At 63.7% G+C, this 13,511-nt stretch carries 14 protein-coding genes and 2 tRNA genes; 4 read left to right on the top strand and 12 right to left on the bottom strand.

Annotation, left to right across the window (positions count from 1 at the left end):
• Positions 1–114: 114 nt before the first annotated feature.
• Both ACWHYV_RS03365 and ACWHYV_RS03360 read right to left on the bottom strand, forming a co-directional pair.
• A tRNA-Lys gene (locus ACWHYV_RS03365) sits at positions 115–190 on the bottom strand.
• Between the two features lie 179 nt (positions 191–369).
• Positions 370–1,698 (bottom strand): adenylosuccinate synthase, encoded by a 1,329-nt coding sequence (locus tag ACWHYV_RS03360; protein ID WP_447979244.1) that lies wholly within the window; start codon positions 1,696–1,698, stop codon positions 370–372.
• 584 nt (positions 1,699–2,282) lie between these two features.
• Between ACWHYV_RS03360 and ACWHYV_RS03355 the strand changes: the two genes are divergently transcribed.
• Positions 2,283–2,358 (top strand) — tRNA-Ala (locus tag ACWHYV_RS03355).
• A gap of 166 nt (positions 2,359–2,524) precedes the next feature.
• Positions 2,525–4,381: an ABC-F family ATP-binding cassette domain-containing protein gene (locus ACWHYV_RS03350; protein WP_447979243.1), complete on the top strand. Its 1,857-nt coding sequence runs from the start codon at positions 2,525–2,527 to the stop codon at positions 4,379–4,381.
• Between the two features lie 37 nt (positions 4,382–4,418).
• On the opposite strand, the gene ACWHYV_RS03345 is transcribed toward ACWHYV_RS03350, so the two are convergent.
• Both ACWHYV_RS03345 and ACWHYV_RS03340 read right to left on the bottom strand, forming a co-directional pair.
• A complete protein-coding gene (locus tag ACWHYV_RS03345) occupies positions 4,419–4,787 on the bottom strand; it encodes a PilZ domain-containing protein (RefSeq protein WP_447979242.1) in 369 nt (122 codons plus the stop codon).
• 295 nt (positions 4,788–5,082) lie between these two features.
• Complete coding sequence (locus ACWHYV_RS03340) at positions 5,083–6,378, bottom strand: replication-associated recombination protein A (RefSeq protein WP_447979241.1); 1,296 nt, start codon at positions 6,376–6,378, stop codon at positions 5,083–5,085.
• 137 nt (positions 6,379–6,515) lie between these two features.
• Here ACWHYV_RS03340 and ACWHYV_RS03335 point away from each other — a divergent pair, with 137 nt between their 5' ends.
• Entirely contained in the window at positions 6,516–7,307 is a 792-nt protein-coding gene (locus ACWHYV_RS03335) for an alpha/beta fold hydrolase (RefSeq protein WP_447979240.1), read from the top strand.
• An 18-nt stretch (positions 7,308–7,325) separates the two neighbouring features.
• On the opposite strand, the gene folE is transcribed toward ACWHYV_RS03335, so the two are convergent.
• The 7 genes from folE to ACWHYV_RS03300 form a co-directional block, all read right to left on the bottom strand.
• A complete protein-coding gene (gene folE / locus ACWHYV_RS03330) occupies positions 7,326–7,868 on the bottom strand; it encodes a GTP cyclohydrolase I FolE (RefSeq protein ID WP_447980680.1) in 543 nt (180 codons plus the stop codon).
• A 77-nt stretch (positions 7,869–7,945) separates the two neighbouring features.
• A complete protein-coding gene (locus ACWHYV_RS03325) occupies positions 7,946–8,383 on the bottom strand; it encodes a 6-carboxytetrahydropterin synthase (protein WP_447979239.1) in 438 nt (145 codons plus the stop codon).
• 73 nt (positions 8,384–8,456) lie between these two features.
• The gene (erpA, locus tag ACWHYV_RS03320; RefSeq protein WP_447979238.1) at positions 8,457–8,777 is read right to left on the bottom strand and encodes an iron-sulfur cluster insertion protein ErpA; all 321 of its coding nucleotides are present in this window, start codon (positions 8,775–8,777) and stop codon (positions 8,457–8,459) included.
• Positions 8,778–8,788: 11 nt separating this feature from the next.
• Positions 8,789–9,166: a 2Fe-2S iron-sulfur cluster-binding protein gene (locus tag ACWHYV_RS03315; protein WP_447979237.1), complete on the bottom strand. Its 378-nt coding sequence runs from the start codon at positions 9,164–9,166 to the stop codon at positions 8,789–8,791.
• A gap of 38 nt (positions 9,167–9,204) precedes the next feature.
• Positions 9,205–10,497, bottom strand: coding sequence for an NADH-quinone oxidoreductase subunit NuoF (gene nuoF, locus ACWHYV_RS03310; protein WP_447979236.1), 1,293 nt, complete (start codon positions 10,495–10,497; stop codon positions 9,205–9,207).
• A gap of 215 nt (positions 10,498–10,712) precedes the next feature.
• Positions 10,713–11,060 (bottom strand): isocitrate dehydrogenase, encoded by a 348-nt coding sequence (locus ACWHYV_RS03305; RefSeq protein ID WP_447979235.1) that lies wholly within the window; start codon positions 11,058–11,060, stop codon positions 10,713–10,715.
• Between the two features lie 11 nt (positions 11,061–11,071).
• Positions 11,072–12,085, bottom strand: a complete 1,014-nt coding sequence (locus tag ACWHYV_RS03300; RefSeq protein WP_447979234.1) for an isocitrate/isopropylmalate dehydrogenase family protein — start codon at positions 12,083–12,085, stop codon at positions 11,072–11,074.
• 182 nt (positions 12,086–12,267) lie between these two features.
• Between ACWHYV_RS03300 and nhaR the strand changes: the two genes are divergently transcribed.
• Positions 12,268–13,167 (top strand): transcriptional activator NhaR, encoded by a 900-nt coding sequence (gene nhaR, locus ACWHYV_RS03295; RefSeq protein WP_447979233.1) that lies wholly within the window; start codon positions 12,268–12,270, stop codon positions 13,165–13,167.
• Between the two features lie 21 nt (positions 13,168–13,188).
• Here nhaR and ACWHYV_RS03290 read toward each other — a convergent pair whose 3' ends face one another.
• Complete coding sequence (locus tag ACWHYV_RS03290) at positions 13,189–13,509, bottom strand: P-II family nitrogen regulator (RefSeq protein ID WP_447979232.1); 321 nt, start codon at positions 13,507–13,509, stop codon at positions 13,189–13,191.
• Between the last annotated feature and the right edge of the window lie 2 nt (positions 13,510–13,511).

Here is a 13,511-nt window from a genome sequence, read left to right as displayed (position 1 = left end):
GAAGAGGTTGCCCGGTCTACCTTCTCGGGGTGCTGACGTAGTGGCAGGATGATCGAACCCGAAGGGTCTCTAGGAATGCCGGGGGGCTGGTGGTCCGGAGTGAGTGAAAAAGAATGGTGAGCCGCCTGGGACTCGAACCCAGGGCCCTCGCCTTAAAAGGGCGATGCTCTACCTACTGAGCTAGCGGCTCACGTGCAGTGCGTTGAAAATGACCGCTGACTGCGTTCTCGCGGCACTCACCTCCTGCGACGTACCGCAGCGGGTACGCCTCGGAGTCTCGTTTGCTGCGGCCTTGTCACCGGCCATTTTGAACGCACTGCCAAGACGCTCGATGCGAGATGGGATGCTGACACCGGCGGGCTCGGCGTGTCAACCCCTCTTTGTCGAGCGGGCGCGTGTGGCTCGGCCGGGCTTGAGCGGATTCCGGAGGATGATGGTCTCGTCGCGCTTGGAGCCGGTGGAGATCATGTCGATGCGGCACTCGGCCACCTCCTCTATCCGGCTCAGGTACCGCTTCGCCTCCTGCGGCAGCTTCGCGTACTTGGTCACGCCGGTGGTCGAGGCCGTCCAGCCCGGCATCGTTTGATAGACCGGCTGGCATTCCATCAAGACGTCCAGATCCGCCGGCATGTCGCGATAGAGCTTCCCGCCGTGCCGATACCCGGTGCACAGCTTGATCTCCCGGCAGCCGTCGAGCACGTCGAGCTTCGTCACCGCGAGCGACGTCAGGCCGTTCACCTGGGTGGCATAGCGGACGACGACCGCGTCGAACCAGCCGCACCGCCGAGGCCGGCCGGTCGTCGAGCCAAACTCCTTGCCGCGCTCCTGCAGGCCGCCGCCCACCGCGTCGGTCAGCTCGCTGGGGAACGGGCCGCTCCCCACGCGGGTGGTGTACGCCTTGGCCACGCCCATGACCTCATCGATCCTGGTCGGCCCGACCCCGGTCCCCGTGCAGGCCCCGCCGGCGGCCGCGCTGGACGAGGTGACATAGGGATACGTGCCGAGGTCCACGTCGAGATGGGTCCCTTGCGCCCCTTCGAACAGGACGTTCTTCCCGCTCTTCACCGCTTTGTTGAGCACGAGCGAGGTCTCGGTGATGTAGCCCTTCAACCGCTCGGCATAGGTCATGTACTGTTGAAAGACCTTCTCCAGCTCGAATCCCTCGACCTGGTACACCCGCTTCAGCAGCTCGTTCATCTCCACCAGGTTTTCTTCGAGCTTCCGGCGGAACAGCGCCGGATAGAGCAGGTCCCCCACGCGGATCCCCACCCGGGCCATCTTGTCGGCATACGAGGGCCCGATCCCGCGGCCGGTCGTCCCGATCCGCCGGGAGCCCTTCGACTGCTCGCTCGCCTTGTCGATGGCCTTGTGATACGGGAGGATCAGATGGGCGCGCTGGCTGATCGCGAAGTTCTTCCCGACGCGAATGCCCTTCGCATGAAGCTGATCGAGCTCTTCGATCAAGGCGCCGGGGTCCACGACGGTACCGTTCCCGATGACGCAGAGCGTCCCCCGGTACAGGACTCCCGAGGGAATCAAATGGAAGACATAGGTATCCGGCCCGTTCACGACGGTATGGCCGGCGTTGGAGCCGCCCTGAAAACGGACGACCACGTGGGCATCTCGGGCCAAGATGTCGACGATCTTGCCCTTGCCCTCGTCTCCCCACTGGGTTCCGACCACGACGACGTTCGGCATCGCTACACCTCTACCAGTCAGATTCGTCGATCCAGCACGGGCCTGGCCCGGCCGGCGACGTCACACGTCCTATTCCTTCATACGGTCGTGGTCGTTGTTCGGAGCGATCGCCGGCTGGCTTCTGAACATTGGACCGACTCGGTCGAACCCGAGGTGTTACGACGCGTAAAAAAGGCCCTGACCAGAACAGTCAGAGCCGCGCCGGACATCATACTAGGGACCGCTGGCGGGCTTTGTCAAGCAGGGAGACCCACGGAAGTGCTGAGTTTTGAGTGCTGAGTGCTGAGTTTCAAGCAAGAGGAGACGACCGGACCGGTCTGAGGAGAAGAGCTGAGTTTGAGTGCTAAGTGCTTGGTTCGGGGAACAGGAAATGACGAATCTTAAGAGAGGCGCAGAGCGTTGAGTGCCGACTTGGGAGACGAGGGAAGGGGGGCCTAGAGGCTGGCGGAGAGCATCGCCGTCGTGAACGGGTGCGGCCCGCGGCTCTTCCGCGTGTTGACTGGCCTCCAGGCGCATGATAGATTGCGTACGTTTTATCCTGACCGCTCAGCACTCATAACTCAGCACTCAGCACAACAACGGGTGGGGCTGTGGCGCAGCTGGGAGCGCGCGTGAATGGCATTCACGAGGTCGCGGGTTCAATCCCCGCCAGCTCCACCAACACAACGACATCACGACGCGCAGGAGCGTAGGGCTGACCTGAACGACGTCCGGACCTCGTAGCCATCCAGTCATCGTTTTTCATTTGGCCTCACCTTCCTCTATTATTCAGCCTATTCAGGCCCATCGTTCAGCGGTCGTCGTGGCGTTGATCCAGTAGTTTGCCATGTTGCAGATAGAAGACATCAGCAAGCAATACGCCTCCCGCGTCCTGTTCAAGGGCGCGTCGGCGCATCTGCGCCCGGGCACCCGGACGGGATTGGTGGGCCCGAACGGGGTGGGCAAGACGACGCTGATCCGGATGATCCTGGGCGAGGAGTCGCCGGACGACGGCACGATTCGGAAGCGACCACGGCTCCGGCTCGGCTACCTCCCCCAGGAATTGGAAACGCTGACCGGGAAGACCGTCCTCGATGCCGCCCATCGCGACCAGTATCCGGAGCACGAGGCCAAGCGCATCCTGTCCGGGTTGGGGTTCGCCGAGCATGATTTCGCTCGGCCGGTCGAGGTCCTGTCCGGCGGCTATCGCATGCGGGTGGCGCTCGCCCATCTCCTGCTCTCCGACCCCGACGTCCTCATGCTCGACGAGCCGACGAATCACTTGGACAAGCCCACCCAGGCGTGGTTCGAGCAGTTCCTCCTGCAATCGAGGATGACCGTGCTGGTGATCAGCCACGACACGGCGTTCTTGGATCGGATTGCCACCCACATCTGGGAGATCCGCGACCGGACGATTCAGGAGTACCGCGGGAACTATACGAGCTTCATCGAGCAGCGGAAGGCGCGGGATGCGGCGCTCGAAGCGGCCGCCAAGCGGCAGGACAAGGAAATCGCCCGCGTGCAGAAGTTCGTCGATCGCTTCCGCTATCAGGCCAACAAGGCGAGCCAGGTCCAATCACGCCTGAAGCAGCTCGAGAAGATCAAACGCATCGAGCTGACGCGTGACGCCAAGCGCGTGCGGTTCAAGTTTCCGGTGCCCGCCGCAAGCGGGCGTCAGGTGTTCGAGTTGCGCGGGGTCGCGAAAAGCTACGGCCCCAACGTCGTCTACCGGGCCCTGGATTTTTCGGTCGAGCGCGGTCAGCGGGTCGCCCTGGTCGGCGAAAACGGCGCGGGCAAGAGCACGCTGCTCAAGATTCTCGCCGGAGTGCTGCCCATCGAGGCCGGCACCCGCACGGTCGGGCATGGCGTGACCCTCCATTACTTCGCTCAGCACCAGGCGGAAACCCTGAACCCCGAGCACACGATCCTCGAATCGCTGGCCGAGGTGTCGAAGCAAGCCGAGATGAACTTCCTCCGTGGCATTGCGGGCGCGTTCCTCTTCTCCGGGCCGGACCAGAAGAAACCGATCAAGGCCTTGAGCGGGGGCGAGCGCAACCGGGTCGCGCTGGCGAGGATGCTCGTCGAACCGGCGAACACCTTGCTCCTGGACGAGCCGACCAACCACCTCGATCCCGCGTCCGTGGACATCCTCACCGATGCCTTGACCGACTTTCCGGGCACCCTCGTCTTCATCTCTCACGATCCCACGTTCCTCGCCCGCGTCTCGACGCGCGTCGTCGAGATCGAGAACGGCCAGGCGCGCGATTATTACGGCGACTACGAGTACTACCTGTGGAAGCGCACGCAGGAGCTCGAATCAATCAAAGGGGCGAAGGAGGAGGTGGCTCCCACGCAGAAGCAGCGCCAGGCGTCGAGCAATGGAAAGGCGCCGAGGTCAGAGGCCCCGGCCGGCAAGTCGGCGGCGGCCGATCGCCGGGAGTTGAACAAGACGCAGGCGCGGCTGGAAAAGCAGGTGGCGCGCGCCGAAGGGGAAATCGCCGACCTGGAGTCGCGCATCAAGCAGCGCGATCAGGAGCTGGCCGATCCGGCGCTCTACGAGGACTACGACCGGTGGCACGAGCTGCATCTGGAGCATTCACGCTGGAAGCAGGAACTGGATCGTCTGACCGCAAAGTGGACGGATCTCTCGCAGGAACTGGAACAGGTGAGGGGCCGACTGTCCGTGCTGACTGCCGAGTCCTGAGGGTGGTCGAAGGATCGGACGACGCTTGGCGGGGTGACTACGCCGTTTCTTTGAGGGTTTCGTTGAGGTAGGAGTACAGCCAGCGGTTCTGCTCTTTCGTGATCATCTGATCCCAGACGATACCGATCAAGTAGCCCTTCTCCCATGGCCGCACCCAGGCCACCCGCCCCGAGAGCTTCTCCTGTTGCTCGTCCCCCTCTTGGTCGAGAAAGGCGATCGTCACCGAGACGGTTTCATTCACCTGAAGCTGCTCGCGGGCATGGAACCCGGCACCGAGCCGGTTGGCATTATCGAGCACGGCGCTCAGGGCCCGTCCGGACCGGCTGGGCGCACTGATCAACGCCGGCCCCACAAGGGTGACCCGCCGGTGACGCCGTCGCTCGTCGGTTTTGGTCTTGTCCGCCATCTCCGCCTCGCGCTTCAAACAGTATAACGCTTTAGACCCCTTTGTCTATAGCGATCTAGCCCGCATTATTTATGAACGCTTCTACTGCAACCGCCGATACGCTGGCTGCGACAAGCTGGGGTGCGGCGCACCCAGCGGGCGGGCTCGCCCCTCACGACCTCACCGTACGGTTTTCAAGTACGCCTCGGCCGCTCGGGGCTCCGCGCGCCCGTCTCGCCTGGCGTCTCGGCGGTTTCGTCACGAACCGTCATAAATAATGCGGGACTAGGGCCTTTTCCGGCTCGCCTAGCCGCCGCTACGTAGGCTTCGGACGGTAATAGCGCTTCCCTTTCAATGGCTCCGGCAGATGGAGCTGTTCCGTCTTGGCCCCTGGGTCGTCGTGGACGTAGCGATAGCCTTTCCCATATCCGAGATCCCGCATGAGCGACGTCACGGCATTGCGGAGGTGTAGCGGGACGGGAAGATTCCCGTATTCCTTGGCGTCGGCGACCGCCTCGAGCAGCCCGACGTAGGAGGCATTGTCCTTGGGGGCGGTGGCCAGGTAGGTGGTGCCCTGCGCGAGGTTGATCTGCGCCTCCGGTAATCCGACCCGCTCCACAGCCTGAAACACCGCGCTCGCCACCATGATCGCCTGGGGATCGGCATTGCCCACGTCCTCGGAGGCGAAGATCAGCATGCGCCGGGCAATGAAGATCGGGTCCTCCCCTCCCTCGAGCATCCGGGCGAGCCAATAGAGCGCCGCGTCGGGATCCGAATCCCGCAGGCTCTTGATATACGCCGAGATGAGCGTGTAGTGCTCCTCGCCGGCCCGGTCGTACCGGAGGGCCTTCTTCAGCATGGCGGCATCGAGCGCCGCCTCGGTCACCGCCACCCGCCCCTCGGCGTCCCGAGGCGTCTGCCGAACGATGAACTCCAGGGCGGTCAGGACCAGCCGAGCATCGCCGTTCCCGAAGGCGATCAGGCGGCGCTTCGCCTCCTCCGTGAGATGGACGCGGTACGGAGCGAGCCCGGTCTCACTCGTCAGCGCACGATCGATGATCCGAGCCATCGCCTCGTCGCCCAGGGGCCGCAGCACGACGACGATCGAGCGGGACAGCAGGGGGGCGATGACCTCGAAGGACGGGTTTTCGGTCGTGGCGCCGAGCAGGATCACGGTCCCGCGCTCGACATGCGGGAGAAAGGCGTCCTGCTGGGCCTTGTTGAAGCGGTGGATCTCGTCGACAAAGAGCATGGTCCGGCGTCCGGACAATGCCCGGCGCTCCTCGGCCCCCCTGATGACTTCGCGAAGGTCGGCGATCCCGCTCGTCACCGCGGAGAAGGGAATGAATTCGGCCTTGGTATGGTTGGCGATGATCGTCGCCAACGTGGTCTTCCCCGACCCCGGAGGGCCCCAGAGGATGACGGAGGAGAGGGTGTCGGTCTCGATGGCCCGGCGGAGGGGCCGATTCGGGGCGAGGATCTCGTCCTGCCCGACGAAGTCCTCGAAGCTCTTGGGCCGCATTCGCTCGGCCAGCGGCGCGTCGGGATCGCTGCTCCGGTCGTGCGGGGCGAACAGGCCGGGGGCGGGCGGCTTGGCGGGGCGGCGGGGCATCACGGCTCCCAAGTAGTGGGCACGTAGTGAAATTGTATCCGGAAGCAGCCGGGCGCCGCAAACCGGTCCGTCGACCTTGACGCGATTTCACGCGCTATGGTAGCAAGCGGCTGGTTGATCCCAGCCGGCGGAGGCAGATGATCGCCACGATCAACGGGGTGGAGCTCGCGTACACGGACGAGGGCCGGGGGATCCCGATCGTGTTCCTTCACGCGTTTCCGCTCAGCCGGGCGATGTGGGACCCGCAGCGTGCTGCTCTGTCCCGCCGCTGCCGGGTGATCGCGCTGGACCTCCGGGGTCATGGCGAGTCGGCCCCGCTCACGGGCCCGTTCACGTTGGACGATCTCGCCGACGACGTGAACGGCCTCCTGGCCCACCTCTCGATTCCACAGGCCGTGCTCGCCGGGCTTTCGATGGGAGGGTACGTCGCCTTCGCCTTTTGCCGCCGCCATGCTGCTCGCCTCAAGGCGTTGATCCTCGCCGACACACGGGCGCAGGCCGACACGCCGGAGGGGCGCGAAGGGCGATTCAAGATGATCGAGGCGGCGGAGACGAGGGGCCCGGAGGCGGTTGCCGAAGAGATGCTGCCGAAACTGCTGAGCCCCAAGACGCGCGACGGCCGTCCGGACCTGGTGGCGCGCGTTCGATCGATCATCCTCGGCACCCCGGTCGCAACGATCGCCGCCGACCTCAAGGCGATGGCCGCCCGCCCGGACTCCACGCCGATGCTCGCCACGATTGCCTGCCCCACTTTGGTCCTCGTCGGGGAAGAGGATCGTGCGACCCCGCCCTCGGACGCCCGGCTGATGGCCGCCGGCATTCCAGGGGCCCGACTCGTGACGATCCCCGAGGCCGCGCATCTCGCCAATGTCGAGGCGCCGGACCGGTTCAACGACGCCGTGGCGAGCTTTCTTCAAGAAATCGGTTGAGGCAGGCGGCGGGCGGGATCAGTCCGAACTGGGCCGGATCAGCTTGAGGAACTCTTCGCGCGTCTGCAGCTGGGACCGAAAGACGCCGAGCATCGAGCTCGTCACGGCGATGGTGTTCTGCTTCTCGACCCCGCGCATCATCATGCAGAGATGGCGGGCTTCCATGACCACGGCCACCCCGTGCGCGTTCAGCTTGGACTGGAGCGTCTCGGCGATTTGGACGGTGAGCCGCTCCTGCACTTGAAGGCGCCGCGAGAACGCGTCCACCAGCCTGGGAATCTTGCTCAGCCCGACGACGCGCTTGTTCGGCATGTAGCCGACATGGCAGCGCCCGAAGAACGGCAGGAGATGGTGCTCGCACATGCTGAAGAAGTCGATGTCCTTCACGATCACCATCTCGTCGTACTCGATGGGGAACAGAGCCCCGTTGAGCAGATGGTCGATGTTCTGCGTGTAGCCAGCCGTCATGAACTGCAGGGCCTTCGCCACGCGCTCCGGCGTCTTGAGCAGCCCGTTTCGTTTCGGGTCTTCGCCCAACATGACGAGCATCCGCTCGACCATGTCATGGAGCTCGGTGGGGCGGCCGTTTCCTGCGACCTCCACCGCCCGCGGATGGCTCTTTCTCGACTTCACGGTCTTCACGTCTCGTGCTCCCCGGCGTATTCGAAATAGTTGTCGCGCGTCTCCACCAGCCCGATCTTCTCCAATTCGCCGCCCGGGATCTTGGTGACCAGGAGATCCCAGATGAACCGCACGAGGTTTTCCCCGGTCGTGACGCGGCCGGCAAAGCCGGGATCGAGGTTCAGGTCCCGGTGGTCGAAACGGTCGAGAACTGTTTCGGTCACGATGCGGTCCAGTGTGCCGGGGTCCGTCACCCGGGCGGTCGAGGGATCGATGGCGCCGCGCACCGTGACGGACAGGACATAGTTGTGTCCGTGACCGTTGGGGTTGTTGCACTTGCCGAACACGCGCCGGTTGTCCTCGGCCGACAGCCGATCGGAATGAAGGCGATGGGCCGCGGCAAACCGGTACTGGCGCGTCATGCTCACGAATTCCCGCCCAGGCCCCGTCTTCATCCGTGCCCCTCCAGAAACGAACGAGCCGGGACCCTCCGATGCGGAAAGTCCCGGCCCGTGACGTCAGAGACCTTTACGTCGCAAACGAGCTGCCGCAACCGCAGGTCGTCTTGGCCTGCGGATTCTTGATCGCGAAGCCCGAGCCCTGCAGGCTGTCTACATAATCGACTTCGGCGCCGCTCAGCAGCGGGGCGCTCTGGGAGTCCAGGATCACCTTGATGTCGCCCTTTTCGACGATGCTGTCGTCTTCGCCGATCTTGGTCTCGAAGGCCATCCCGTACTGGTAGCCATGGCAGCCGCCGCCGCGAACATAGATCCGCAGGCCCACCGCATCCTTCTCCTCTGCCATCAGCTCCTTGATCTTCTGCTCCGCGACCGCGGTGATCGTAACCATGTGCGTCTCCTTTATGAGTTGAGTTTGCCCAAATCCGCCAACACCCGCTTGAGGTCCTCCACCTTCTCCTGATCGACGGTCCCCGGGGCCTCCCACTTCTGTTCGGGTACCCGCACGATCACGTCGCCGAGCACCCGCGCCTGACAGCCCAACCGGTGCCACGGCTCGGTGAGCGCTTCGCGATCCAGGAGATCTTGCTCGTCGAAATCGATCTCCGACAGGTTCTCGCCGCCTGCTTGAACCTCGACGCGGCACGTGGTGCAGGACGCGTTACCGCCGCAGTCGTGATTCAACGGAAATCCCAGCGCCTTTGCGGCGTCGAGCAAGGTGGTCTGCACCGGGACCTCGCCGCTCCTGCCCTGAGAATGGAGAAACGTCACTTTCGGCATGGATCATTATACCAGTCTCGTCAAACCGCCGGGTCATGTCACGAACACGCCGCGGCCGCGGGTTGATAGGGGCACCGCTTGAGCGCGATGTGCTCCTCGAACTCCGAACGGAACAACTTCAGGCTGCTCTGGACCAGCACGGCCGCCCCGGTCACCAGGGTGCAGTAGCCGGTCCCCTTCACGAACCCGCAGAGCTGAAGCAGGCTGTCGAGGTCCTTGGTCGTTCCCTCGCCCTGCTCGATCTTCGTCATCAGCGTGGCGAGGTTGATCGTCCCCATTCGGCACGGAGGACATTGCCCGCAGCTCTCGTGCTTGAAGAAATTGGAGAACTTGAGCGTCTGCGCGACCATGCAGGTGGCGTCGTCCACGACGATGACGCCGGCCGAGCCGAGCCCGGTGCCGGCCTTCTTGAGCGAGTCGAAGTCCATGGGGAGATCGAGCTGATCGGCGGTGATCATCGAGAACGCCGGCCCCCCGGGGAACACCGCCTTGACCTTGCGGCCGCCGGGGACGCCGCCCCCGCACTCTTCGATCAACCGGCGGACCGGCGTGCCCATCGGAAGCTCATAGACGCCGGGCTTGTTCACGGCGCCGCTCAAGGAGAACAGCATGGTCCCCGGGCATTTCTCGGTCCCAGTTTGCATGAACCAGGCCGCGCCGTTCCGTAAGATGCGCGGGATGTTGCAGAGCGTCTCGACGTTGTTGACCAGAGTGGGTTTGCCATACAGGCCGAAGTCCGTGGGATAGAAGGGCGGCTTCTGCCTGGGCATGGCCGGACGGCCTTGCATCGATTCGAGCATGGCGGTTTCTTCTCCCGCCACGTAGCTCCCGTGTCCGGAGAAGACCTCGATGTCCAAGTCGATCCCTGTGCCGAGGATGTTCTTCCCGAGCAACCCCTTCGCCCGCGCCTGCTCGATCGCTTTCCTGAGGTTCTGCTCCTCCTCCTGATACTCGTGGTTGACATAAATGAAGGAGGCTTTGGCCTGGACCGAATAGGAGGCGATGAGGCAGCCTTCGAGCAATTGGTGTGGATAATGTTTGAGGAGAAAGCGGTCCTTGAACGTGCCCGGCTCGTGCTCGCCGGCATTACAAACGAAATAGCGCTCTTTCACCCGATGATTGAGCACCTTTTCCCACTTGATGCCCGTGGGAAAGCCCGCACCGCCGCGACCCCGCAGCCCCGATCGCTTGATCTCGTTGACGACCTCCTCTCGGCCCATCCCGTCGAGGCACTTCCGCCAGGCCTCGTAGCCGCCATGGCCGAGATACGTCTCGATCTTCCAAGGATCTGGTTCAGGTTTTTCCAGCAGCCGGACGCCGTTGGCCTGCATTCCCTCTCCGGGTCAAAGGTCCGAGAAGTGCCTACTATAAGGGACGCTGGAATGTAGCGTCAAGCAGGGCCGGTGCAAATGGGCCTTATTCTCAAGCGGTTAGGGCTATCGCCGCATGGAGCGGGGAGAGATAGGTCTTTTGGGAGAAGTCGAGGCGTGCCGGCGGGCGAAGGCTGGGCGGCGGGGCGCGGGATCCCGCGCCCCGCCGCACCGGCTCAGTAGGCTTTACTGAATCCCGGCTCGCCGTCGTAATTCCAGAGCTTTTGCGCAGCCGACCACCACCACTTCTTGCTCAACTCGGTCAGGAACGCATTGACGTCGGCGTCCGTGATGTCGCGGGTCGCCATGAACCGGCAACGGTACCAGTTGACCATGAGGAGGTCCGGGCTCACGAAGCCCGGCCACACTTTGGTGCCTCGGTTCGAAATGAACTCGCACTTGAACGGCCCGTATTCGTCGAACTGCGGAATCCCGTTCTCGGTGATGACGTAGAGGTCCACGCCTACCAACTTGACGGTTTTCTTCTTCTTCGTCGCGATCGCTTCCTGTGTAATCGTCGGCATGAGGTCCTCCTTTACCGCATCGCGTGCATCTTGTCGATGATCGCCTGGGCATATTCATCGGTCTTGGCGGTCCCGCCCACGTCATAGGTGACGGTCTTGCCTTCGTTGAGCACGGCGTACATGGCCTTTTCGATGCGGTCGGCCGCCTGTTTCTCGCCGAACCACCGGAGCATCATGACGCCGGAGATCAACACCGCCGAGGGATTGACCTTCTTCATGCCGGCGTACTTGGGCGCCGAGCCGTGGACCGCCTCGAAGATTGCGCAGTTGTCGCCGATGTTCGCCCCCGGCGCAAAGCCCAGCCCGCCCATCAGCCCGGCGCACAGGTCGGTCAGGATGTCGCCGTAGAGGTTCGGCAGGACGAGGCAGTCGAACTGCCCGGGATTCCGGACGAGCTGCATGGAGCAGTTGTCGACGATGATGTCCCCGCTTTCGATGTCCGGATACTTCTTGGCGGCTGCGCGGAACGCCTCGAGAAAGAGGCCGTCCGTCATCTTCATGATGTTCGCCTTGTGCACGCAATACACCTTCTTGCGCCCGTTGCTCCGAGCCCACCGGAAGGCGAAATCGGCGATGCGGTACGAGCCGGGCCAGGTGATCACCTTGAGGCACTGCGCCACTTCATCGGACACCATGTGCTCGATCGCGGCGTACGAGTCCTCGGTGTTCTCGCGGAAATTGATGATGTCGAGCTTGTCCCAGGGCCGCTTCAGGGCGGGGATCAGCTTCACCGGCCTGACGTTCGCATACAGGTCGAAGACCTTGCGCAGCGTCACATTCGCGCTCTTGTGCCCCGTTCCGATCGGCGTCGTCGTCGGCCCCTTCAAGGCCACCTTGTTCTTGGCGATCGACTGCATGGTCTTCTCCGGCAGCAGGGTGCCGTATTTCTCCAGGCAATCGAGTCCGATGTCTTCATACTCCCACTTGATCTGGACGCCGGATGCATCGATGACCATCCGGACGGCCTCGCAGATTTCCGGGCCCGTCCCTTCCCCGGGGATCATCGTCACAGTGTATGCCGCCATGGCTACCTCCCTTTCAGCAGCAAAGGGTGAAATCACGGTGGGGCCCGCCCGCTCGACCGGACGCCGGCCCGCACCGCGTGTCTGAAGCGGTTCAAAATACGTCTTACGGGGATCCATCGACAAATAGATAATTTCTGTGCTCATCATCGAGAAAACCGATGTATGATGCGAACGAGATGGCCATGTCCTGGCTGAATTATCACCACCTTTTCTACTTCTGGTCGGTGGCCAAGCACGGCAGCGTGGCCCGGGCCTGCACCGAGCTGCGGCTGGCCCAGCCGACGATCAGCGGCCAGATTCGAGCGTTGGAACACGCGCTCGGCGAGCAGCTCTTCGTGCGGTCGGGGCGGCGGCTCGTGCTGACCGAGGTCGGGCGCATCGTCTACCGCTACGCCGAGGAAATCTTCTCGCTGGGGCACGAGTTGACGAGCGCCTTGCACGGGAGGGACACCGGCCGGCCGGCCAAGTTGCTGGTGGGGGTTTCCGACGCGATCCCGAAATTGCTCACCTCACGGATCCTGGAGGCCGCCTTCTCCCTTCCCCAACGCCTTCAGCTCGTCTGCTGGGAAGACAAGTTGGACCGGCTCCTGGCCGAGCTCGCGATTCACGGCCTGGACATGGTGCTGGCCGACACCCCGGTTCCGCCCACCGTGAAGGTGCAGGCCTTCAATCACCTGATTGGCGAATCGTCGGTGTCCTTGTTCGCCACTCGGCCGATCGCCCGCGTCTACCGCACGCACTTCCCGGCGTCCCTGGACGCGGCCCCGTTCCTCCTGCCGGCGGGGAACGCGGCGCTGCGCCGCTCCATGGACGATTGGTTTCACGCACAAGGCATCCGGCCCACGATCCGCGGGGAGTTCGACGATAGCGCGACCTTGAAGGCGTTCGGTCAGGCGGGCTGGGGGATCTTTCCGGCGGTCGAGGTGATGGAGCAGGAGATCAGGCGGCAGTATCGCGTGGAGGTGGTGGGGACCATCCCGTCATTGAAGCAGCGCTTCTACGCGATCACGGTCGAGCGCCGCCTCAAGCATCCGGCGGTGGTGGCGATCTTCGAAGCCGCCCGGAAACGATTGCACGGCTGAGGAAGCCGCGCTCGGCACGCCTCAGAAGCGCTCGCGGCGCGAGACGGCGACGTCGAGGACGAACATGACGCCCGAATGCTTGTTGAAGAGCGGGGTCAGCCCGGCGAGAATCGGCTCCAACTTTTCTTCCGGGACCACCGTCAAGATCATGACTTGGCTGCTGGTGTCGTTGAACATGAGGTGCCCCTCATGAAACCCGTGGTGCCCTTTTCCGGACACATTGTTGAAAATCGTGTAGCCGGAAGCCTTCACCCGGTCGAGCAGCTCGGTGACGAAGTACTGGTGCTCTCCCTGCACGATGATCTTGATCTCCTTCATCGGATGAAGCGTCAGTCGGTCCATCG

Source organism: Candidatus Nitrospira bockiana (genome assembly GCF_965152565.1).
This window is presented reverse-complemented; position numbering and strand designations above follow the sequence as displayed.